Annotated in this window: 21 protein-coding genes; 15 read left to right on the top strand and 6 right to left on the bottom strand. The window is 67.3% G+C overall.

Annotation, left to right across the window (positions count from 1 at the left end; genetic code table 11):
* Window positions 1-3: 3 nt before the first annotated feature.
* Complete coding sequence (gene xapA, locus ABIB38_RS12230) at window positions 4-858, bottom strand: xanthosine phosphorylase (protein ID WP_429204184.1); 855 nt, start codon at window positions 856-858, stop codon at window positions 4-6.
* Between the two features lie 282 nt (window positions 859-1,140).
* Between xapA and ABIB38_RS12225 the strand changes: the two genes are divergently transcribed.
* From ABIB38_RS12225 to crtB, 8 genes are all read left to right on the top strand, one after another.
* Window positions 1,141-2,256, top strand: a complete 1,116-nt coding sequence (locus ABIB38_RS12225; RefSeq protein ID WP_429204182.1) for a carbohydrate kinase — start codon at window positions 1,141-1,143, stop codon at window positions 2,254-2,256.
* Window positions 2,257-2,270: 14 nt separating this feature from the next.
* Window positions 2,271-3,188 (top strand): pseudouridine-5'-phosphate glycosidase, encoded by a 918-nt coding sequence (locus tag ABIB38_RS12220; protein ID WP_429204180.1) that lies wholly within the window; start codon window positions 2,271-2,273, stop codon window positions 3,186-3,188.
* Between the two features lie 22 nt (window positions 3,189-3,210).
* The gene (locus ABIB38_RS12215) at window positions 3,211-4,119 is read left to right on the top strand and encodes a LysR family transcriptional regulator (RefSeq protein WP_429204179.1); all 909 of its coding nucleotides are present in this window, start codon (window positions 3,211-3,213) and stop codon (window positions 4,117-4,119) included.
* Window positions 4,120-4,317: 198 nt separating this feature from the next.
* Window positions 4,318-5,316 carry a polyprenyl synthetase family protein gene (locus ABIB38_RS12210; RefSeq protein ID WP_429204178.1) on the top strand — a complete coding sequence of 333 codons (999 nt, stop codon included), beginning with the start codon at window positions 4,318-4,320 and terminating at the stop codon, window positions 5,314-5,316.
* Window positions 5,317-5,332: 16 nt separating this feature from the next.
* Window positions 5,333-6,643, top strand: coding sequence for a glycosyltransferase (locus ABIB38_RS12205; RefSeq protein ID WP_429204176.1), 1,311 nt, complete (start codon window positions 5,333-5,335; stop codon window positions 6,641-6,643).
* Window positions 6,636-7,820 (top strand): lycopene beta-cyclase CrtY, encoded by a 1,185-nt coding sequence (gene crtY, locus ABIB38_RS12200; protein ID WP_429204174.1) that lies wholly within the window; start codon window positions 6,636-6,638, stop codon window positions 7,818-7,820. The genes ABIB38_RS12205 and crtY overlap by 8 nt, the downstream gene beginning before the upstream one ends.
* Window positions 7,817-9,343 carry a phytoene desaturase gene (locus ABIB38_RS12195; protein ID WP_429204173.1) on the top strand — a complete coding sequence of 509 codons (1,527 nt, stop codon included), beginning with the start codon at window positions 7,817-7,819 and terminating at the stop codon, window positions 9,341-9,343. The genes crtY and ABIB38_RS12195 overlap by 4 nt, the downstream gene beginning before the upstream one ends.
* Window positions 9,340-10,335 carry a 15-cis-phytoene synthase CrtB gene (crtB, locus tag ABIB38_RS12190; RefSeq protein WP_429204172.1) on the top strand — a complete coding sequence of 332 codons (996 nt, stop codon included), beginning with the start codon at window positions 9,340-9,342 and terminating at the stop codon, window positions 10,333-10,335. The genes ABIB38_RS12195 and crtB overlap by 4 nt, the downstream gene beginning before the upstream one ends.
* Here crtB and ABIB38_RS12185 read toward each other — a convergent pair.
* Entirely contained in the window at window positions 10,229-10,765 is a 537-nt protein-coding gene (locus ABIB38_RS12185) for a sterol desaturase family protein (RefSeq protein WP_429204171.1), read from the bottom strand. The two genes, crtB and ABIB38_RS12185, sit on opposite strands and share 107 nt — an antisense overlap.
* 125 nt (window positions 10,766-10,890) lie before the next feature.
* Here ABIB38_RS12185 and ABIB38_RS12180 point away from each other — a divergent pair, with 125 nt between their 5' ends.
* The gene (locus ABIB38_RS12180; protein ID WP_429204170.1) at window positions 10,891-11,319 is read left to right on the top strand and encodes a DUF2141 domain-containing protein; all 429 of its coding nucleotides are present in this window, start codon (window positions 10,891-10,893) and stop codon (window positions 11,317-11,319) included.
* 741 nt (window positions 11,320-12,060) lie between these two features.
* Here the strand turns inward: ABIB38_RS12180 and pcp are convergent.
* From pcp to ABIB38_RS12160, 4 genes are all read right to left on the bottom strand, one after another.
* A complete protein-coding gene (gene pcp / locus ABIB38_RS12175) occupies window positions 12,061-12,732 on the bottom strand; it encodes a pyroglutamyl-peptidase I (RefSeq protein ID WP_429204168.1) in 672 nt (223 codons plus the stop codon).
* Window positions 12,733-12,739: 7 nt separating this feature from the next.
* On the bottom strand, window positions 12,740-13,696 hold the full coding sequence (locus tag ABIB38_RS12170) for a DUF979 domain-containing protein (RefSeq protein ID WP_429204166.1): 957 nt from the start codon (window positions 13,694-13,696) through the stop codon (window positions 12,740-12,742).
* On the bottom strand, window positions 13,693-14,415 hold the full coding sequence (locus ABIB38_RS12165; protein ID WP_429204164.1) for a DUF969 domain-containing protein: 723 nt from the start codon (window positions 14,413-14,415) through the stop codon (window positions 13,693-13,695). The genes ABIB38_RS12170 and ABIB38_RS12165 overlap by 4 nt, the downstream gene beginning before the upstream one ends.
* A gap of 67 nt (window positions 14,416-14,482) precedes the next feature.
* On the bottom strand, window positions 14,483-14,785 hold the full coding sequence (locus ABIB38_RS12160) for a YciI-like protein (protein WP_429204162.1): 303 nt from the start codon (window positions 14,783-14,785) through the stop codon (window positions 14,483-14,485).
* A gap of 217 nt (window positions 14,786-15,002) precedes the next feature.
* Here ABIB38_RS12160 and ABIB38_RS12155 point away from each other — a divergent pair, with 217 nt between their 5' ends.
* The 6 genes from ABIB38_RS12155 to ABIB38_RS12130 all read left to right on the top strand — a co-directional run bounded on the left by ABIB38_RS12155 (window position 15,003) and on the right by ABIB38_RS12130 (window position 22,907).
* The gene (locus tag ABIB38_RS12155; RefSeq protein WP_429204161.1) at window positions 15,003-15,941 is read left to right on the top strand and encodes an alpha/beta hydrolase; all 939 of its coding nucleotides are present in this window, start codon (window positions 15,003-15,005) and stop codon (window positions 15,939-15,941) included.
* Between the two features lie 363 nt (window positions 15,942-16,304).
* Window positions 16,305-17,321, top strand: coding sequence for a BMP family lipoprotein (locus ABIB38_RS12150; protein WP_429204159.1), 1,017 nt, complete (start codon window positions 16,305-16,307; stop codon window positions 17,319-17,321).
* Window positions 17,322-17,416: 95 nt separating this feature from the next.
* Complete coding sequence (locus ABIB38_RS12145; RefSeq protein WP_429204157.1) at window positions 17,417-18,946, top strand: ABC transporter ATP-binding protein; 1,530 nt, start codon at window positions 17,417-17,419, stop codon at window positions 18,944-18,946.
* Window positions 18,943-20,046 (top strand): ABC transporter permease, encoded by a 1,104-nt coding sequence (locus ABIB38_RS12140; protein WP_429204155.1) that lies wholly within the window; start codon window positions 18,943-18,945, stop codon window positions 20,044-20,046. The genes ABIB38_RS12145 and ABIB38_RS12140 overlap by 4 nt, the downstream gene beginning before the upstream one ends.
* Before the next feature lie 3 nt (window positions 20,047-20,049).
* Window positions 20,050-21,015, top strand: coding sequence for an ABC transporter permease (locus ABIB38_RS12135; protein ID WP_429204153.1), 966 nt, complete (start codon window positions 20,050-20,052; stop codon window positions 21,013-21,015).
* 275 nt (window positions 21,016-21,290) lie between these two features.
* Entirely contained in the window at window positions 21,291-22,907 is a 1,617-nt protein-coding gene (locus tag ABIB38_RS12130; RefSeq protein WP_429204151.1) for a methyl-accepting chemotaxis protein, read from the top strand.
* Window positions 22,908-22,916: the final 9 nt, after the last annotated feature.

Genomic DNA, 22,916 nt, shown 5'->3' with positions numbered 1-22,916 from the left:
GGGTTAGCCTTCTGCGCGCGGGGTCGCGCCCGGGCGCTCGCTCATTTGCTCGATGAAGGCGTGGATCAGGGTCACCATGTCCTTGGCCGCGACCGCCGCGTACTTCAGGGTCTGCTCGTGCGACAGCGCGAACGGCGACAGGCCTTCGGCCAGGTTGGTGATGGCCGAGACGGCGGCGACCTTCAGGCCGCAGTGGCGCGCGGCGATCACTTCCGGGATCAGCGACATGCCGACCACGTCGGCGCCCAGCGTCCTGAAGGAGCGGATTTCGGCGACGGTCTCGAAGTGCGGGCCGGCCGCGGCCAGATACACGCCTTCGTGCAGGGTGATGCCCTTCTCGGCGGCGACGAGCTTGATCTGCTCGCGGGTTTGCGCATCGTAGGCGTTGGACATGCTGAAGAAGCGCGGGCCGAAGCGTTCGTCGTTCGGGCCGGCCATCGGGCTGCCCGGCAAGAAATTAATGTGGTCGGTGATCGCGACCAGGCTGCCGGCATCGGCTTCCACGCGCAGCGAGCCGGCGGCGTTGGTCACGAACAGCAGTTCGCTGCCGATTTCCTTGAGCGTACGGATGGCCGAGGTCATCACGCCCGGACCGTAGCCTTCATAAAAGTGCCCGCGGCCCTTCATGCAGGCGACCGGCACGCCTGCCAGGGTACCGAGCACCAGTTCGCCGGCGTGGCCGTGGACGGTGGAGATCGGGAAGCCCGGCAGGTCGGCATAGCTGATCGACACCGCGTCGACCAGTTGTTCGGCCAGCACGCCCAGTCCGGAACCGAGGATCAGCGCCACGCGCGGGGTGAAACCCGGCTTGCGGGCGCGGATGACGTCGGCGGCTTCGAATGGGGTATTGCTGGACATGATATTCCTTGTTGAAAACTGGGTGATGTGGGGGCGCGGACGAGAAAGGCAGGCGCCCAGCGCGTGCGTGCGGCGTGGACAACCAGATATTATAACTATGCATGAATGCCGATATGTATGGCAAATACACTTTTTCTTGCCGATTTATATCTTTTAAAGATAAATCAGGCACGCCGCCAGGAAGCTGCTTACACTGGAACAAAGACTCGTTGACAAGGTTTAAACAATTGTCTAGCATCTTCAAACAATTGTCCTGGCCGCCTGATGGCGCACCCGAGCGCGATGCCGAAAAAAGAACAGTTATACGAGCTGATCCGTTCCAACCCCTTCATCTCGCAACAAGACCTGGCCAGCCATCTCGGCCTGTCGCGCTCCGCGGTCGCCAACTACATCGCCACCCTGGTGCGTGAGCGCCGCATCCTCGGTCGCGCCTACGTGTTGCCCGATCACCGGCCGGTGCTGTGCATCGGCGCGGCCAACCTGGACCGCAAGCTGCGCACCACGGCCAGGCTGGCGCTCGGCACCTCGAACCCGGCGCGCCAGACCGAATCCTTCGGCGGCGTCGCCCGCAACATCGCCGAGAACCTGGCGCGCCTGGGCGCGCCCACGGCGCTGATCACGGCGGTCGGCGGCGATTCGTCCGGCCGCGCCCTGCTTTCCTATGCCGACGAAACCGGCATCGATACCCGCGGCGCGCTGCGCGTGGACGGCGCCGCCAGCGGCACCTATACCGCGGTGCTCGACCAGGACGGCGACATGTGCGTGGCGCTGGCCGACATGGAGATCAACGCGTCGCTCACGCCTGCGTTTCTCGCGACCCGCGAACAGCAGCGCGCCGGCGCCGCCCTGATCGTCGCCGACCTGAACCTGCCGCGCGAGGCGGTCGCCACCTTGCTCGAAGGCAGCCGGCGCGACGGCGTGCCGATGGTGATCGTCGCCGTCTCGGAACCGAAGATCGACCGCCTGCCGCGCGACCTGAGCGGCCTGCGCCTCCTGATCCTGAACCTGGGCGAGCTGGCGGCGCGCGCCGGCCGGGCGCTGGCGACCGACGCCGACATCGCCGCGGCCTGCGCCGAGCTGCGGCGCGACGGCGTGGAGGACGTGATCGTCACGCGCGGCGTGCGCGGCGCCATGTTCACGACCGCGGCCGGCATCGAGCTGCTGGAAGGCGGGGCTGTCGACGCGGCCGACGTGGTCGATGTCACCGGCGCCGGCGACGCCTTCGCCGCCGCCGTCTGCTGGACCCTGTACCATGGCCAGCCGGGCCTGGACCTGGCGCTGGCCTGCCGCCGCGGCCAGATGCTGGCCGCCATGACCATCGCCTGCGCGCAGACCGTCTGCCCGCAACTGGCCCCGGGGCTGTTCGACGCCCCGGCCCAGGACCTCGTGACCGATTGAATAAAGACCCGACCATGCAATCCTTCCTCCTGTTCGCGCCCGAAGTGGCGGCCGCCCGCGCCGCCGGCAAGCCGATCGTCGCCCTCGAATCGACCATCATCTCGCACGGCATGCCCTACCCGCAGAACGTGCACACCGCGCGCGAAGTCGAGCAGGTCATCCGCGACGCCGGCGCCGTGCCGGCCACCATCGCCATCATCAACGGCAAGATCTGCGTCGGCTTGTCGGGCGACCAGCTCGAAACGCTGGGCTCGTCGCCGGACGCCATCAAGGTCAGCCGCCGCGACCTGCCCTACGTGCTGGCGCAGGGCCGGCTGGGCGCGACCACCGTCGCCGCCACCATGATCTGCGCCGAACTGGCCGGCATCGAGGTCTTCGTCACCGGCGGCATCGGCGGCGTGCACCGCGGCGCCGAGACCAGCTTCGACATCTCGGCCGACTTGCAGGAACTCGCCCGCACCAGTGTGGCCGTGGTGTGCGCCGGCGTGAAGTCGATCCTCGACATCGGCCTGACGCTCGAATACCTCGAGACCCAAGGCGTGCCGGTGCTGGCCGTCGGCCAGCCCGGCTTTCCCGCCTTCTTCACGCGCGACAGCGGCTTCCAGGCCGACTTCCAGCTCGATTCGCCCGAGAGCCAGGCCGCCTTCATCCGCACCAAGTGGCAGCTCGGCCTGAAAGGCGGCGTGGTGGTGAGCAACCCGGTGCCGCCCGAGGCGGCGATGGCGCCCGACGAGATCGACGCCATCATCCGCCAGGCCCTGCGCGAAGCGCAGCAGCAGGCCGTGACCGGCAAGCGGGTCACGCCCTTCCTGCTGGCCCGCATCAAGGAGCTGACGGGCGGGCGCAGCCTGGCCACGAATATCGCGCTGGTCAAGCACAACGCCCTGGTCGGCGCGCGCCTGGCTGTGGCGCTGCACCACAAGAGCGCCTGACGACAACCAACCACCGGCCCCCATGTCGATCGACCTGAAACAGCTCAAGTACTTCCTGGCGGTGGCCGAAGAAAAAAGCTTCAGCCGCGCCGCCGAGCGCCTGCACATCTCGCAGCCGCCGCTGTCGCAGCAGATCATGAAGCTCGAGAGCGAGCTGGGGGTCAAGCTGTTCACCCGCACCACGCGCAGCTTCGAGCTGACGGTGGCCGGCCGCGCGCTGATGGTCGAGGCGGCCGAGCTGCTCGGCAAGATGCGCATGACCATCGACACGATCCGCCAGATCGACCGCGGCGAGGTCGGGCGGCTGCGGGTCGGCATCGTCGGCTCGGCGATGTGGGGCCCGATCCCCGGCCTGCTGGAGCAGTTCCAGAGCCAGTTTCCGCGCGTGAGCTGGACCATCCACGAGCTGGGCCCGAACGACCAGTGGGAAGCGCTGCGCAGCAAGCAGATCGACGTCGGCTTCTGGCGCGAGCCGCGCATCGAGCAGGACGTGCTCAAGCAGGCCAACCTGCGCCAGGAACTTTGCTTCAGGGAGCAGTTCTGCGTGGCCGTCAATGCCCGCCATCCGCTCGCCGGGCGCGCGTCGATCGCCCTGCCCGAGATCGCCGATGAACCCATGCTGACCCTGCACCTGGACCAGTCGGCCGAGCCGCGCTACCTGCTCCAGTGCTGCGTGAACGCCGGCTTCCAGCCCACCATCTTCCAGGAGGCGGCCGAGCCCCAGACCCTGCTGGCCATGGTCGGCGCCGGCCTGGGCGTGGCCCTGATGCCGGAGACCACCAGCCGCATCGGCTGGCCGGGCGTGCGCTTCCTGCCGATCCACGCCCACGCGCCATCGGCCAACCTGTACATCAGCTACCCGGCCCAGGACGATGCGCCGGTGGTGCGCGCCTTCCTCAAGATCCTGTTCCCCGAAGAGCCGCCGGCCTGACGGCCGGATGGGTTCCCCGCCGCGGTCGGCTTACCCAAGCAGGCTGAACCGTCTTTGCACCGCCTTCCCACGAGCAACAGCGTAAATTGCACATTTTTTGCGCAAGCAAACCCCGCACGATTGAGTTCAATTAACTAATTCTCAACTTTACCTCCGGTATGATAGTTACCAAGTTCATCAATTTCTACAGGATTCCGTATGACTACAGCGACGCGGCGGTACGATGGGATCGGCGTGGAAACCGGCGACGCCGCTGCCTTCGATGACATCGCATCGCTGCGCCGGGCGGTGGACGAACGGATTGACCAGCTATTGTCCGGCAGCCCTCACGACCAGCTCACCAGGGCCATGCGCTCGTCCGCGCTCAGCGCCGGCAAGCGCATGCGTCCCCTGCTCCTGATGCTGGTCGCGCGCGACCTGGGTTGCAATTCGCCCGCCCTGATCGACGTCGCCTGCGCGGTCGAACTGGTGCACGCGGCGTCGCTGATCCTCGACGACCTGCCGTGCATGGACGACGCCAGCCTGCGGCGCGGCAAGCCTGCGATCCACATCCAGTATGGCGAAGACGTCGCCATCCTCGCCTCGGTGGCCCTGCTCAGCCGCGCCTTCGGCGTGCTGTCGCAGGCCCAGGACATCGCCCCCGCCACCCGTGCGCGCCTGGTCGCGACCCTGGCGCAGACGGTCGGCGACCAGGGCCTGGTGCGCGGCCAGTTCGAAGACCTGCACGGCGGCGCGCGTTCGCCCGAAGCGATCGCCACCACCAATGAACTCAAGACCGGCCTGCTGCTTGGCGTGGCGGTCGACATGGCCTCCATCGTCTGCCATGCCGACGACGCTGTCGCGCAGCAGCTGCGCGCCTTCGCGCTGGCGGCCGGCCAGGCCTTCCAGATCAAGGACGACTTCCTCGACGGCGCCGGCAACGACAGCGCGGTCACGGGCAAGGACACCGGCAAGGACGTCGGCAAGGCCACCCTGATCAACACGCTGGGCCGCGACGAAGCCCAGCGCCGCCTGGCGGCCTGCCTGGTCGAAGCCGACCGCTGCCTCGGCGCCGCCATCGGCGCCCACGGCCGCACGCGCGGCTTCGTGTCCAGCCTGTTCGCGAAAGAAGGCGCGGGCAAGCGCTTCGCGCCCGAGCTGACCAAGGCGCGCGAGCCGCGTCCGGGCGCGCACCTGGCCGAGCTGCGCCTCAACTGAGCGGCCGGCGGTTCGCATGGCGCATTTCGCGGTCGTGGCCCCGGCCCTCTACAGCCACTTCAATACCTTGTCGAAGCTGGCGCTCGAACTCGTCGCGCGCGGGCACCGCGTCACCTTCGTGCATCGTCCGGACGCCATCGATTACGTCAAGGATGCGCGGATCGGCTTCCACGCGATCGGCAGCGACACGCACCCGGCGGGCTCGCTGCCGGCCATGCTGGCGCGGGTCGCCAATCCCGGCTCGCCGCTGGGCCTGCGCCGCGTGATCCTCGACATGGCGGCCAGCACCACGATGCTGTGCCGTGAACTGCCGGCAGCCCTGTGCGGTCTGCAGGTCGACTTTCTTATCGCCGACCAGATGGAAGCGGCCGGCGGCCTGGTGGCCGAAAGCCTCGGCATGCCGTTCGTGTCGGTCGCCTGCGCGCTGCCGGTCAACCGCGAACCCGGCATGCCGCTGCCCGTCATGCCGTTCATGCATGAAGACAGCGAGCGCGCCTTCAAGATCGTCGAAGGCAGCACCATGGTCTACGACTGGATGATGCGGCCGCACGAGCGCGCCATCTCCGCCGCGGCCCGCCAGCTGGGAGTGCGCCCGCGCGGAAAACTGCACGAATGCCTGTCGCCGCTGGCCCAGATCGGGCAGGTCGTGCCGGGCTTCGATTTTCCACGGCGCGCGCTGCCGCCGCATTTTCATCACGTTGGCCCGCTGCACGGGGCAGCCGCGGCGCCGGCCCACACGCCGGCCGAACTGGCCGCGCTGCTGCCGAGCGCATCGAGCACGCGCCCCTTCGTCTACACCTCGCTCGGCACCCTGGTCAGCCAGCGCTTCGGCCTGTTCAAGCGCATCGCGCAAGCCTGCGCACGCCAGGACGCGCAACTGCTGGTCGCCCACTGCGGCGGCCTGGACGAATCCCAGGCGCGCGCGCTCGAACGCATCGGCGACACCCGCGTGCACGCCTTCGTGCCCCAGTTGGCCGTGCTGGCGCGCGCCGACGCCGTCATCTCGCATGCCGGCGCCAACACCGTGATGGAAGCCATCGCCACCCGCACGCCGATCCTGGCGCTGCCGATCGCCTTCGACCATCCGGGCGCCGCCGCCCGCGTGGAATATGCCGGCGTCGGCCTGCGCGCCTCGCCGCGCTTCGCGACGAGCGCCGAGCTGTCGCGCAAGCTGCGCCGCCTGCTGGACGAGCCAGGCTTCCGGCAGCGCATGGAACCGCTGGCCGAGCAGATCCGCCAGGCCGGCGGCGCGCCGCGCGCGGCCGACCTCATCGAGGCCGCGCTCGGCCTCGCACCCGCGACCCAACGCCTGGCCAGCCATGGATGAGCGCAGCGGGGTCGACTACGACCTGATCCTGGCCGGCGGCGGCCTGGCCAACAGCCTGATCGCGTGGCGCCTGCGCACCGAGCGTCCCGCGCTGCGCATCCTGGTGCTCGAACAGGGCAAGCGCCTGGGCGGCAACCATACCTGGTCGTTCCACGACAGCGATCTGGATGCCGCGCAGCTGCGCTGGATCGCGCCGCTGGTCACGCACCGCTGGCCGCGCTACGACGTGGTGTTTCCCGACCTCGCCCGCACCCTCGAAGGAGGCTACGCCAGCATCGCCTCGCACGACCTGGCCCGCGTGGTCGCACCGGCCCTGGGCGCGGCGCTGCGCACCGGCGTCTGGATCGACGAGGTGACGCCGACCAGCGTGCGCCTGGCCGATGGCGAAACGGTGCGCGCGCACGCCGTCATCGACGGCCGCGGCATGCGCGCCAGCAGCCACCTCGCGCTCGGCTACCAGACCTTCCTGGGCCAGGAATTGCGGCTCGACGCCGCCCACGGCTTGAGCGCGCCGGTGATCATGGACGCCAGCGTGGCCCAGCAGGGCGGCTACCGCTTCGTCTATCTGCTGCCCTTCGGACCCGACCGCGTGCTGGTCGAAGACACGCACTACGTCGACAGCGCGGCCTGGGATCCGGAGCGGCTGCGCGCCAACATCGCCGCCTATGTGGACGCGCGCGGCTGGCGCGTGCGCGACGTGCTGCGCGAAGAACACGGCTCGCTGCCGATCGTGCTGGCCGGCGACTTCGACCGCTTCTGGGACGCGTTGCAGGGCCAGCCCAGCGTCGGCCTGCGCGCCGGCCTGTTCCACCCGACCACTGGCTATTCGCTGCCGCACGCGGTGCGGCTGGCCGAGCGCATCGCCGGCCTGCCCGACCTGTCGCCGCCCAGCCTGTTCGCCGCCATTCGCGAACAGGCGCGGCACGCCTGGGATGACCAGCGCTTCTTCCGCATGCTCAACCGCATGCTGTTCTTGGCCGGCAGCCCCGATCACCGCTGGCGCGTGATGCAGCGTTTCTATGGCCTGCCCGCGCCCTTGATCGCGCGCTTCTACGCCGGCCGTCCGACCCTGGCCGACAAGGCGCGCCTGTTGACCGGCAAGCCGCCGGTGCCGGTGCTGGCGGCTTTTTCCGCCGTCCGCAAGACACAACCACATCAAATCGGGATCGCAGAATGAACCAGATGAATTTCAAGCCGGGACGCGAACCGAAACGCGCCGTCGTGATCGGCGCCGGATTCGGCGGCCTGGCGCTCGCCATCCGGCTGCAGGCCGCGGGCATGCAAACGACCCTGCTCGAACGGCGCGACAAGCCGGGCGGCCGCGCCTACGTCTACGAGGACCAGGGCTTCGTGTTCGACGCCGGCCCCACCGTCATCACCGATCCGTCGGCGATCGAGGAATTGTTCACCCTGTGCGGCAAGAAGATGGGCGACTACGTCGAGATGCTGCCGGTTGCGCCCTTCTACCGCCTGTGCTGGGAAGACGGCAGCCACTTCGACTACGCCAACGACCAGGAGGCGCTGGACCGCCAGATCCATGCGCGCAACCCGGCGGACGTCGCCGGCTACCGGCGCTTTCTGGCGTATTCGAAGGCGGTGTTCGACGAGGGCTACCTGAAGCTGGGCGCGGTGCCGTTCCTGTCCTTTCGCGACATGATCCAGGCCGGCCCGCAACTGGCGCGGCTCGAAGCCTGGAAGAGCGTGTACGGCATGGTGTCGCGCTTCGTGAAGGACGAGCAGCTGCGCCAGGCCTTCTCCTTCCACTCGCTGCTGGTGGGCGGCAACCCGTTCGCCACGTCGTCGATCTACACCCTCATTCACGCACTGGAACGGCGCTGGGGCGTGTGGTTCCCGCGCGGCGGCACCGGCGCGCTCGTGAAAGGCCTGGTGCGGCTGTTCGAGGACATGGGCGGCAAGCTGGAACTGAATGCATCGGTGGCGCGCATCGAGACCGCCGGCAATCTCGCCAGCGGCGTGCGGCTCGAAGACGGCCGCTGGTTCATGGCCGACGCCGTCGCATCCAACGCCGACGTCGTGCATACCTATGCCGACCTGCTGAAAACCCACGGGCGCGGCAGCAGCCAGGGCGAGGCGCTCAAGAAGAAGCGCTTCAGCAATTCGCTGTTCGTGCTGTACTTCGGCCTCGACAAGCACCACGAGCAATTGCAGCACCATACGGTGTGCTTCGGGCCGCGCTACCGTGAGCTGATCAAGGACATCTTCAACGGCAAGACGCTGGCCGACGATTTCTCGCTGTACCTGCATGCTCCTTGCGTCACCGATCCGTCGCTGGCGCCGCCCGGCTGCGGCAGCCACTACGTGCTGGCGCCGGTTCCGCACCTGGGCAACGCGCCGATCGACTGGGAGACCGAAGGCCCGCGCTACCGCGACCGCATCTTCGACTACCTCGAACGGCGCTACATGCCGGGCCTGCGCAGCCAGCTGGTGACCAGCCGCATCTTCACGCCGCACGACTTCCGCGACGAGCTCAACGCCCACCTGGGTTCGGCGTTCTCGCTGGAGCCGATCCTCACGCAAAGCGCCTGGTTCCGCCCGCACAACCGCGACGCCGAGCTGCCCAACCTGTACCTGGTCGGCGCCGGCACCCATCCCGGCGCCGGCGTGCCGGGCGTGATCGGCTCGGCCAAGGCGACCGCCGGCCTGATGCTGGAAGGCCTGCATGCCGGGGTGCACCCATGAGTGCGTACGCCGGCACCAAGCTGATGGAACACGCGACCCAGACCATCGAGGTCGGGTCCAAGAGCTTCGCGGCGGCCGCCAGGCTGTTCCCGCCCGCCACCCGGCGCAGCGTGCTGATGCTGTACGCCTGGTGCCGCCATTGCGACGACGTGGTCGACGGCCAGGAACTGGGCTTTGCCGCCGCCACGCCGAGCGCCTACGGCGCCAGTTTCGAGCTCGACCGCCTGTACGACGACACCCGGCGCGCGTATTCGGGCGAGCCGATGCGCAACCCGGCGTTCGCCGCGTTCCAGGAAGTGGCGCTGGGCCACGCGATCGCGCCGCGCTATGCCTTCGACCACCTGGCCGGCTTCGCGATGGACGTGGGCGAAACGCGCTACCGCACCATCGATGACACCATGCGCTACTGCTACCACGTGGCCGGCGTGGTCGGCCTGATGATGGCCTCGATCATGGGCGCCCGCGACGAATTGGTGCTGGACCGCGCCTGCGACCTGGGCCTGGCCTTCCAGCTGACGAACATCGCGCGCGACATCATCGACGATGCCAGGATCGGGCGCTGCTACGTGCCGTCCGAATGGCTGATGGAGGCCGGCATCCCGCCCGACCACGTGGCCCTGCCGCGCCACCGCGCGGCGCTGGCGAGCGTCGCCGCGCGCCTGGTCGACCATGCCGAGCCGTATTACGCGTCGGCCACGCTGGGCATCGCCGCCCTGCCCCTGCGCTCGGCCTGGGCGATCGCCACCGCGCGCAACGTCTACCGCCAGATCGGGATCGAGGTCAAGCGGCGTGGACCCCATGCCTGGGACGAGCGGGTGGGCACCTCGAAGGCGGCCAAGCTGCGGCTGTTGGCGCTGGGCGGGGCCCAGGCGCTGGCGTCGCGCCTCAGCCCTGCTCGTGCAGCGAAGGCGCCGCGGCAGCGCGGTCTGTGGCTGCGTCCGGGCCGCGCGGGCGGCGCACCTGGCCCTGCTGCGCCTGCAGCTGACGCTTGAGGCGGGCGACCGGCGGTGCGTACAGGAAGCCGAAGGACACGGCGCCCTCTTTGCCTTCCACCGCATGGTGCATGCGGTGGGCCTGGTACAGGCGCTTGAGGTAGCCGCTTTTCGGAACATAGCGGAACGGCCAGCGCTGGTGCACCAGGCCGTCGTGGGCGATGAAGTACAGGGCGCCGTAGGCGGTCATGCCGGCGCCGATCCACTCGAGCGGGTGATGGCCGCGGGTGCCGAACCAGATCAGGGCGATGGCGACCCCGGCGAACACCACGGCGTACAGGTCGTTCTTTTCGAACCAGCCGGTGCGCGGCTCGTGGTGCGAGCGGTGCCAGCCCCACCCAAAGCCGTGCATCACGTACTTGTGCGCGACGATGGAAAACACTTCCATGAACGCGATGGTGGCAAGGACGATGAGCGCGTTGGAAAGCATAATGATGGCGGCCAGGGCATGATGACGGGATATCAACAGCCTACCATGGCGGCGCATGCGCACGGTTGCGCGGCGCTGCCGCCCGGCGGTCAAACACGATTCACACTTAACCTGATGGAGTCTTCATGCAATCGATCTTTCGTACCCTGGGTCTATCCCTCCTGCTGGCCTCGAGCATGGGCGCCGCCGGTCTTGCTTCGGCCGCGGCGATCGAGGTCAGGGTCCAGGGCATCACCAGCAACAAGGGCACGGTGCGGGTCGCGATCTGCGACAAGGCGACCTTCCTGAAGGACTGCCCATATGCCGCATCGGCCGCGGCGCGCATGGGCGAAACCGTGGTCACCGTCGACGACGTGCCGCCCGGCGCCTGGGCCGTGCTGTCGTTCCAGGACGAGAACGACAACGGAAAGCTCGATCGCAATGCGCTGGGCATCCCGAAGGAACGGTATGCCTTCAGCCGCGACGCGCGCGGCCGTTTCGGGCCGCCGAGTTTCGAGGATGCGGCGTTCGTGCTGCGTGACGAGAAGGCGGTCAGCCATATCAAATTGCGCTGATGCAATTTGCGGCAGCGGCCGCCGGATCGCTCGACAGGCGTCCCGGCGTCTGCCGTTGATACAATCCGCCTTCTTCCCCTGACGCCGCAACTGGATCGGCACGTTCGAGCGCAACGCCGCGATCCCGACGGCCACCTTTGCCTGCCTGAGCGCGCACCTGCCGGATCCGGCCGGCCACCGCTATACCTGGACCGCGGCACCGACGCGCTCGACGCGCTGTATGGCCCCAGCTTCGACTTCGGCGCTGACGTCATCCGCGAACGCGGTTAGACCGATGCGAATTACATGCAGCGGGTGTTCCCGGGCACCGATCACAGCGAGCGGGCGTGGTCGGCCAGGCTCGACATCCCGCTGCGCATCCCGCTGCGGTTCCTGCTGGCCCAGCCGCGTCCCTGAGGTTGTCCCTGACGGCGGGCGGGCGGCCGCATCAGCCCGGCGGCTCGCGCCGGATTCGCCGGCAGGTCACCTCCAGTTCGGCGCTGCCCGCGCCGGGAGGATGACCGGCGCAGGTCTGGCTGCGCACGTGCTTGCGCCGGCCGCTGGCGGCGCTGCTTCGCCCACAGTAACAGCCTTCCCTTCGCCTTCTTGACGGATTTACTTTCTGAAACGACATCATCTTTCGCTTGAGCTTCGGTGAACTTATTCTATTCACCGACTGCTCGACAATAGTGCCAGCGGGAAGGCCGTTCGCTTGTCGGATTTCTCGTACTCACGGTTGCGGCCAGCAGGCCGGCACGACGCTCAATGCGTGGCGCCGCCCACTTCACGGACATCGGCGTCGACGCTCACCGTCACCTCCACCGCCAGCTTGACGCCGGCGATGATGTCGTCCAGCGCCATCGACGGCGGCGCATCGGGCCGCGCCGCGGCCTGTTCCGGCAGGAAAGGCACGTGGATGAAGCCCGCCTTGATCGGCTGCGGCTGCGGCTGTCCAGCCACGTGGTGCATCAACCCATAGAACACGTGATTGCACACGAAGGTGCCGGCGGTCTGCGACACGCCGGCCACGAGCCCCTTCTCGCGCAGCGCGCGCACGATGGCCTTGATCGGCAAGGTCGAGAAATAGGCGGCGGGACCCTCGGCCGCAATCGGCGCATCCACCGGCTGCTGGCCGCCGTTGTCGAGGATCGCGGCATCGTCGACGTTGATCGCCACGCGCTCGACCGAGATGTCGGGCCGGCCGCCGGCCTGGCCGACCGCGATCGCCACATCGGGATGCAGCTCGTCGACCGCCGCCACCAGGTCTTCGATCGCCTGCCCGAACACACAGGGCAGCTGGCGCACCTCGACCCGGAAACGATGCTCGCCCACCACGCCCTCCCAGCCTTCGAGCGCGCGCACCGCTTCCCATGCCGGGTTGATGCTGGCGCCATTGAACGGCTCGAAACCGGTAAGCAGTACGGTCTTGATCATCGCGGCCTCACAAGTTCATCAAAAAATACAGCAGGAAGATATTCGCTATCAGGATCGGCAGCGCGCTCGGTATCTGGGCGCGGATCACCGCGTTCTTGTCGGGCAGCTCGAGCAGCGCCGCCGGCACGATATTGAAGTTCGCCGCCATCGGCGTCATCAGGGTGCCGCAATAGGCGCTGAACATGCCGATCGCCGCCATCACGGCCGGATTGGCGCCATACACGCCGATCAGCACCGGGATGCCGATGCCGCCCGCCATCACCGGGAAGGCGGCGAAGCCGTTGCCCATCACGATGGTAAACAGCGCCATGCCGATACAGTACACCGCCACCGCGACGAATGCCGAGTCCATGCCGATATAGGTGGTCGCCAGGTGCGCCACCGCCTTGCCGACGCCGGCTTCCGAGAACAGCAATCCGAGCACCGCCAGGATGTGCGGCAGCACCACCGCCCAGCTCATGGCGTCGACCAGGCGCCGCCCCTCGCGCACGCCCTGCAGCGGCGTGGCGCGCGTCAGCCAGCAGGCGGCGATCAGGGCCACGACCGCGCCGCAGCCCATGCTCACCAGGGTCAGGTGGGCCGGGTCGAGCATGGGCAAGCCGCCGATCTGGACGTCCTTGAGCACGGTGGCGCCGATCACGGTCACCAGTGGCAGCAGCAGCGCCGGGATGAAGATGCGGTTGCCGAGCCGCGCGGCGCTGGCGCGGCGCTCCTGCGGTCCCAGCGCCTTCGGCGCGCCGGCCTTGACGCCGCCAAAGCCGGCCAGCAAGGCCATGACGATCATCAGCGCGCCGACCGCCGCCGGCGGCATGCGCTCACCGGCCAGATACAGCATGGCGTACAGCCCCCAGAACAGCGCGGTGGTGACACGGCGCGGATTGCTGCGGTCCACCAGGTTCATGATGGCCACGCTCGAGAGCAGCAGACCCACCAGGATGTAGAAGTGGTCGATGGTGAGGGTCATGCGGCCTCCTGCGGCGCCGCACGCGCGCGCTCACGCTCGATCTCGCGCCCGATCTCGGCGTCGAGCCGGCGCAGGTTCCAGGCATGGATCACGAAGGCCGTGATCGCGGTCGGGATGCCCCACAGCGCGATGTGCAGCGGATCGACCTCGATGCCCTCGGCCTGCAGGATGGTGTGCATCAGGACGATGGCGCCGAAGGCGACGAAGATGTCTTCGCCGAAGAACAGGCCGATATTGTCGGTGGCAGCCGACATGGCGCGGATGCGGTGGCGCACGCGCTCGGGCAGCTTGCCGTGCTGCGTTTCCGCGGCCGCCTCGGCCATCGGCGCGACCAGCGGTCGTACCATCGTCGGATGGCCGCCCAGGCTGGTCAGGCCCATCGCGGCGGTGCTCTCGCGCGCAAACAGGTACACGATCAACAGGCGGCCGGCGGTGGCCGAGCGCACTTTCGCGATCACCGTTTGCGCCCGTTCGCGCAGGCCGAAGCGCTCCAAGAGCCCGATCGCGGCCAGCGGCAGCAGCAGGATCAGGGGCAGGTTGCGCGTCTTGACGAAGGCGGCGCCGAGCGACTCGAGCAGGGCCATGACGGGCATGGCGGCCGCGACGCCGGTCACGCCGCAGGCAGCGACGGCGACCAGCACCGGATTGGCGCGCAGCAGGAAGCCGGCGACGACGACGACCACGCCGAGCAGTGGCCACAGATTGACAGCAGATTGCATGGATTCCCCGGCAATGTTCTACAAGCCGGGAATCTTACTCCATGTCGTGTGTTGATCCGGCAAGAACTCAGGCAGGCTTGAGGGGATTGCCCGCCAGGTCGCCGACGACCGTATTCCACTGGCGCACGTGGAAGGCGCGCACCAGACCGTGCGTGACGTAGGGGTCTCGCGCCGCGAACAGCTGGACCGGTTCGGCGCTCGCGCAATCGAACACCAGCACCGCATGATCGGCCGGTTCGGCCAGCGCGCCGGCCAGGACCAGCTCGCCGCGCTCCTGCGCTTCCCAGGCCAGCTTCAGGTGTCGATCGCGGAATTCGCCGCGCCGTTCGAGGTAGTCGGGGGCGAGGTCATAGGTGAGCAGATAGTGCACGGCGTCTCCAGGGGGCATGGGATGAATGTGAATGCCCATCGTAACCGCAATTGCCGCAATCGCCTGATCGGCACGCCAGCGCGCCAGCGGAACCCCCGCACGACGGCAGCGCCCGATGTTGGCTTAAAACAACTTTCTGACCCATTTCGCATGGCCCGACCAACAGTGAGAGGTGTCAGACGAAACAAAACTCAGCGGCTGGCGTAGACTGTCAGTCATGGATATGTCGAAGAAAATGGCGGCAGGGATCACGGGCGTTGCCAGCATGCTGTGGCTGGGGCTGACGGCGGCGGTCGCCGCCAACCAGCGCCGTCTGGTCTTCAATCCCACGCTCGAGCGCGAGGTGAAAAGCCCGCGCAGCAGCGGCCACCGCACCCGTCCCGTGGTCTTGCGCGCCAACGACGGCACCCGCCTCTCGGGCTGGCTGATGACCCCGACCATTCCCGGTCCGCGCCCGGCGGTGCTGTATTTCGGCGGCCGTTCCGAAGAAGTGTCCTGGGTCGTGCGCGATGCCGGCAAGCTGTTCCCCAACATGACCGTACTGGCGTTGAACTACCGCGGCTATGGCGAGTCGCAGGGCGTGCCGGCCGAGATCCACATGATCGAAGACGGCTGCCTGCTGTACGACTGGCTCGCCACGCGCGGCCAGGTCGATCCGCACCGCATCGCCGTGGTCGGCCGCAGCCTGGGTTCGGGCGTCGCGGTGCAGGTCGCCAAGGAGCGCCCCGCCCATTCGGTGGTCCTGATCACGCCCTACGATTCGATCCTGGCGATCGCCAAGCGGCGCTTCCGCGTGATGCCGATCGAATACATGCTGCAGCACCGCTTCGAGTCGATCAAGTACGCGCCTTCGCTCAAGGCGCCCACCTATGTGCTGCGCGCGGCCAGCGACGACGTGGTGCCGCACACGCATACCGACCTGCTGGTGGCCAAGCTCGGCCAGCTGGTGGCCGACGACGTCGTGCCCGGCTCCGACCACATGAACATCCCTTACCTGGAAGCGACGCAGGACATGATCGCCGGCTTCCTCACGCGCCAGTTCAGCCTGCCGGTAACGCCGGCCGCCGCGGCGGCCGTCGCCGACGCAGTCGCCACCGCCGAACCACCCGCCGAGGCGGTCCCGACGCCCGCCGATTTCGCCCTTGCCACAAAATAATTGCTAAAGTTGGCAGCAGTTATATTTCCAACGAATAAATTGGCAAGTAAAATCGTATTTGTCATCAACTTGCAGGTTGATGCATATTTGACAGCTTGCGCTGGGATGGCGTGAGTTTGCGCATGTTTTTGCTCACATCAGCCAGATCGACTCTCCAGCCTGTTGTGGCCGTGCTACACGGTTGCCCTTCTGCTGAGAAAATGATCGCCAGATACAAACCGTAACCTCCTGCGGATCGCCGGACTGACACAATCGCACAGCGCGATGTGTCGCCCCCGCCATGCCGCTCGAGGTCGCAATTGCGCAGCCCTACCATCGGCCACAATGCCGCATGTACAATATCGCTATTCCAGGAGCCCATTGATGAAATTTAAGCAATTCAGCATGACCATCGCGGCGCTGTGCGTCGCAGGCAGTGCGGTCGCAGCGCCGGCAGCAGGCCCGATCGCGCAGCCCAAGCTCGGCATGGTCTACGATGCGGGCGGCAAATTCGACAAATCGTTCAACCAGTCGGCGTTCGAGGGCCTGCAGCGCTTCTCGAAAGAGACCGGCGTCAAGGTGTTCGAAGTCCAGGCCAATAGCGATACCCAGGCCGAGCAGGTCATGCGCGGCCTGGCTCGCAAGAAGGTCGACATGATCGCCGCCATCGGTTTCTCGCAAACCCAGGCCGTGCAAAAAGTCGCCCGTGAGTTCCCGAACGTGCGCTTCGTGCTGATCGACAGCGTGGCGCAAGGCCCGAACATCGAATCGGTGATGTTCAAGGAACAGGAAGGCTCCTACCTGGTCGGCGTCGCCGCCGCCATGGCCTCCAAGTCCAAGAAGCTCGGCTTCGTGGGCGGCATGGACATCCCGCTGATCCGCGCCTTCGCCTGCGGCTACGGCCAGGGCGCCAAGGCCCAGGCGCCGAAGGTCGAGGTCGTCCAGAACATGGTCGGCACCACCGCCGCCGCCTGGAACGACCCGGCCAAGGGCGGCGAGCTGGCGCGCGCGCAGTTCGCGCGCGGCGTCGACGTCGTGTTCGCGGTGGCCGGCGGCAGCGGCATGGGCACGCTGCAGGCGGCCAAGGAGCGCGGCAAGCTGGCGATCGGCGTCGATTCGAACCAGAACTACATGCATCCGGGCACCATGCTGACCTCGATGGTCAAGCGCGTCGACGTGGCGGTGTACGACTCCTTCATGGCCGTCAAGAACGGCACCTGGAAGTCCGGCGTGCACCACAAGGGCCTGAAGGAAGGCGGCGTGGACTGGGTGCTGGACAAGGACAACCGCAAGGTCGTCACGCCCGAGATCGAAAAGCGCGTCAACGCCGTGCGCAGCGACATCATCAACGGCAAGATCAAGGTCATCGATTACCGCGCAGGCAGCAGCTGCCCGGTCTGATCCTTTCATTTCCATTCAAAGCGCGCCGCGCCGGCTCCAACCGGCCCGGCGCGCTTTTGAATGATAAAGACACTTCATATTTACGACAGACCGCAATGCAGCCAGCCGTAGAATTTCGCAACATCAGCAAGGCCTTCGGGCCCGTGCAGGCGAACGCCGACGTCAGCTTCTCGATCGCCAAGGGCTCGATCCATGGCGTGATCGGCGAAAATGGCGCCGGCAAATCCACCCTGATGAGCATCCTGTACGGCTACTACCACGCCGACAGCGGGCAGCTCGTCATCGATGGCGTCGAACGGAAGATCCGCTCCAGCCAGGAAGCGATCGACCTGGGCATCGGCATGGTCCACCAGCACTTCATGCTGGTCGAGAACATGACCGTGCTCGATAACGTGATGCTCGGCGCCGAGGGCGGCTTCAAATTGTCGAAGAAGCGCCTTGAAATCGAGGCCAAGCTGCGCGAGATCTGCACCCGCTACCGCCTCGACGTCGATCCGCTGGCGGTCATCTCGACCCTGTCGGTCGGCGCCCAGCAGCGCGTCGAGATCCTCAAGCAGATCTACCGCAGCGCCGAGATCCTGATCCTGGACGAGCCGACCGCGGTGCTCACCGCGCAAGAGATCGCCTCGCTGTTCGACATCCTGCGGCTGTTCAAGGAACAGGGCAAGACCATCATCCTGATCACCCACAAGCTGGGCGAGATCATGGAGATCACCGACCAGGTGACCGTGATGCGCGCAGGCCGCGTGGCCGGCGCCGTCGCCACCCGCGACACCTCGAAAGAGCAGCTTGCGAACATGATGGTGGGCCGCCCGATCGAGGGCAACCTGCCGCGCAAACCGCACGCGCCCGGCGCGCCGGTGCTGCAGGTCGAGGGCCTGGAATTGAAGGACGCCAATGGCGTCCAGCTGCTGGCCGACGTCTTTCTCGACGTGCGCGCCGGCGAGATCGTCGCCATCGCCGGCGTCTCGGGCAACGGCCAGAGCGAGCTGATGGAAATCCTGGCGGGCATGCGCCTGCCGACCTCCGGCACCGTGACGATGGAAGGCGCGCCGCTGCCCTTCGCCGGCCGCGCGAACGCCGACGGCCTGCCCGCGACCTTCCGCGACCTCGGCATCGGCCACGTGCCGGAAGACCGCCTGCGCGACGGCGTGATCAAGGATTTCTCGGTCATGCAGAACACCTATTTCGGCTACCAGGACCGGGTCACCAAAGGCCTGGGCCTGTTCGACTTCGACGCCATCGCCAGGCGCTGCGCCCACTTGCTCGAGGCCTTCGACGTGCGTCCGAAAGATCCCGATGTGCGCATCGGCCTGCTCTCGGGCGGCAACCAGCAGAAGGTCGTGATCGCGCGCGAAGTCTCCGCCGCGCCCAAGCTGATGCTGGTCGGCCAGCCGACCCGCGGCGTCGACATCGGCACCATCGAGAGCATCCACACCCAGCTGCTGCGCCTGCGCGACGAAGGCGTGGCCATCCTCCTGGTGTCGACCGAGCTGGAAGAAGTGCGCGCGCTGGCCGACCGCATCGTCGTGATGTCGGGCGGCCGCGTCACCGGCGAACTCCATATTGACGAATTCGACACCACCCGCATCGGCCTCCTGATGGGCGGGATGCACAAATCATGAAAACGACTGAACTTCCCCGCTGGGCTTCGGGCTTCGTCCTGCCGGTCCTGAACCTGTTGTCCGCGCTGCTGGTCGCCGCGCTGGTCATCCACCTGCTGGGCGAGAGCCCGGTCGAATCGCTGCAGATCCTCGTGGGCAGCGCCATCATCAATCCGGAAGGCCTCTCCTACACGCTGTTCTATGCCTCGACCTTCGTCTTCACCGGCCTGGCCGTGTCGATCGCGATGAAGGCGGGCCTGTTCAACATCGGCGCCGAAGGCCAGATGTACCTGGGCGGGCTGGGCCTGACCCTGGCCATGCTGGCGTTCGATTCCACCCTCTCCGGCTGGCTCCTGATCCCGCTGGCGATCGTCGCCAGCGCCCTGTTCGGCGCGGCCTGGGCCTTCCTGCCGGGCTATCTGCAGGCCAAGCGCGGCAGCCACGTGGTGGTCACGACCATCATGTTCAACTTCATCGCCGCCGGCCTGATGAACTTTATCATCGTCAAGTACCTGATCCCCGAGGGCGACCAGAACCCGGCCAGCCGCGTGTTCTCGGACGCCGCGGCGATCCCGCAGCTGTCGACCTGGCTGCCGTTCTTCGGTGAGAACACCCCGCTCAACCTGGCCTTCATCCTCGCCCTGGTCGCGCTGGCGATCTACTGGGTGGCGGTGTCGCGTTCGAGCTGGGGCTACAAGCTGCAGGCGACCGGCCTGAACGCCCACGCCGCCCACTATGCCGGCGTGCGCATCAGCCGCACCATCATCGTCGCGATGCTGATCTCGGGCGCCCTGGCCGGCCTGGCGGCGGTGAACTCGATCCTCGGTTCGACCCACTACCTGAGCCTGAACTTCCCGGCCGGCGCCGGCTTCATCGGCATCGCGATCGCGCTGATGGGCCGCCAGCATCCGGTCGGCATCCTGCTGTCGTCGGTATTGTTCGGCGCGCTGATCCAGGGCGGCTTCGACCTGTCGCTGGAAAAGCCGAACATCCCGCAAGAGACCTTCATCTTCATCCAGGGCCTGATCATCCTGTTCTGCGGCGCCATGGAAAACATGTACGCGCCGGCGCTGCTGAAACTGATCAACGCAACGCGCGGCAACAGCGCACGCAAGGGATAAGCCATGGAAGACTTCCAGTTCGCCAGCATCGTCGTCTCCACCATCCGCAATGCGCCGGTGCTGATCTTCGCGGCCATGGCCGGCCTGTTCGCCGAACGCAGCGGCGTGGTCGACATCGGCCTCGAAGGCAAGATCCTGGCCTCGGCCTTCGTCTCGGCCGGCGTCGCCTATACCTACCAGGACCCGTGGATCGGCATCGCCGCCGGCATCCTCGCCTCAGTCGCGCTGGCCCTGGTCCAGGCCTTCGTCGCGATCACCCAGAAGGGCAACCAGCTGGTGGCGGGCATCGCCATCAATATCGCGATGAGCGGCCTGACCTTCGTCGTGGCCCAGTACTTCTTCCAGCAGGGCGGCCGCACGCCGGACCTGGGCGAGGCGCGCCTGTCGACCGTGGTGCTGCCGGGGTCGGAACTGGTGGCCGACATTCCCGGCCTGGGCTGGGTCTGGACGCGCCTGATCGGCGGCCACTCGCCGCTGGTGTACTTCGCCTTCGCCCTGCTGCCGATCGTGCACTGGGTGCTGTTCCACAGCCGCTTTGGCCTGCGCCTGCGCGCCTGCGGAGAGAACCCGCACGCGGCCGACGCCGCCGGCGTCCCGGTCCAGCGCACCCGCTACACGGCGATGATCATCGCCGGCGTGCTGTGCGCGTTCTCGGGCGCCTACCTGTCGATCGTCCAGAGCGGCTTCTTCTTGCGCGACATGTCGGCCGGCGCCGGCTACCTGGCGCTGACCGCCCTGGTGTTCGGCAACTGGCGTCCGCTGCACACGGTGCTGGGCTGCATGATGTTCGGCTTCTTCGCCGCGGTCCAGATCCAGATCGAAGGCGTCGACCTGCCGGTCGTGGGCCGCATCCCGGGTTCGCTGATCCAGATGATCCCGTACATCGTCACCGTGGTCGTGCTGGCCGGCCTGATGGCCAAGTCGGTGGCGCCCAAGGCGCTGGGCAAGCCCTTCGTCAAGTCGCGCTGAGCGACCGCCTCGCCTGCCCGCGCTCGCGGGCAGGCGGCCTTCTCCTCCTCCTCCTCCTCGATTCCCCTTCCCGCGCCGGCGCACCGCCTGCATCCAGCCGCCATGGACTGGGGTGACATCTGATCGTCACCTTGCCGCCACACTTCGTCGATATTTTGCATACAAAATGCAATGCTTCTCGGCATTTGTCCTAGAGTCTGAGAAAATACCTACTTTCCCCACGACAACTAAATGTTTGTCGTCGTTGCGGTTAGAATTTTTGCTATAGGAAAGTTATGACAATCGAGAATATCAAGTTGCGCAGCCTCCTGTTGGGCGGCTTCGCCACCCTGCTCGCGGCAATGGTGCTGCTGGTCGGCATCGGCCTGATCCAGACCAAGAAGGCGGAAAACCTGACCGACAAGCTCACCAACGAGAGCATGGAGCGTCTCGCCATGCTGCAGGAATGGCAGGCCATCATCGAAACCAACGCGGCGCGCACCATCGCCGCGATCAAGATGGTCGATCCCGGCGACGAGAAATTCTTCCTCGACGATATCGCCACCTCGTCCAAGCGCTCAGACGTGCTGCACAAGGGACTGGTCGAGAACCTGAAGGGCGACGCCGAAGCAATGGCCCTGTTCGCCAAGGTCGACGAACAGCGCGAAGGCTACCGCGCCGCGCGCAAGAGCGTGCTCGAAAAGAAGGCCGCCGGCGACGACGAAGCGGTGCGTCAGTTCCTCGCCACCGACATGCTGCCACGCGTGAAATCGTATATCGACAGCCTGCGCGCGATCGTCGCGTACCAGAAGAAAGTGGTTGAAGTGGACGCCGGCCTGATCCACGATGGCTTCGCGACCAGCCTGAACCTGCAGATGTCCCTGGCCGCGATCGCCCTGGTGGCCGGCGCCGCCTTCGCCTGGTGGATCGGCCGGCGCATCACCGCGCCGCTGGAAGAAGCCGTGGCCGTCGCCCAGACCGTCGCCCTTGGCGACCTGAGCAGCCGGATCGTCGCCCGGGGGCGGAACGAGACCGGCGCGCTGATGGGCGCCCTGAAGGACATGAACGACAACCTGGTGGGCATCGTCGGCCAGGTGCGCAGCGGCACCGAGACCATCGTCGAAGCCGCCGACCAGATCTCGGCCGGCAACCTCGAACTGTCGTCGCGCACCGAGCAGCAGGCCGGCGCGCTGGAAGAGACCGCGTCGTCGATGGAAGAACTGACCTCGACCGTGAAGCAGAACGCCGACAATGCGCGCGAAGCCAATACGCTGGCGCAGACCGCCTCGCAGGTGGCGGGCCGCGGCGGCGAGACCGTCGGCCGCGTGGTGCAGACCATGGACGCGATCAACGATTCGTCGAAGAAGATCGTCGACATCATCTCGGTCATCGACGGCATCGCGTTCCAGACCAATATCCTGGCCCTGAATGCCGCCGTGGAAGCGGCGCGCGCCGGCGAACAGGGCCGCGGCTTCGCGGTCGTGGCGAGCGAAGTGCGCAACCTGGCCCAGCGCTCGGCGGCGGCGGCCAAGGAAATCAAGACCCTGATCGGCGACTCGAGCGCCAAGGTCGAGGAAGGCAGCCGCCTGGTGTCGGACGCAGGCCACACCATGCAGGAAATCGTCGACAGCATCGGCCGCGTCACCGCGATCATGTCGGACATCGCCATGGCCAGCCAGGAGCAGTCGGCCGGCATCGAACAGGTGAACCAGGCGATCGCCCAGATGGACCAGGTGACGCAGCAGAACGCGGCGCTGGTGGAAGAAGCGGCGGCGGCCTCGACCTCGATGCGCGAACAGGCGCAATTGCTGGCGCAGCTGGTGTCGACCTTCCGCTTCGAGCCGCAAGCGGGCGGCCGTCCTGCACTCAAGCATGCCGGCCGTCCGGCGCTGGCGATGCGCCAGGCCGCCTGACGCCGACGA

It is taken from the genome of Massilia sp. UYP11 (assembly GCF_050434805.1).
Taxonomy (GTDB): Bacteria; Pseudomonadota; Gammaproteobacteria; order Burkholderiales; family Burkholderiaceae_D; genus Telluria.
This window is presented reverse-complemented; position numbering and strand designations above follow the sequence as displayed.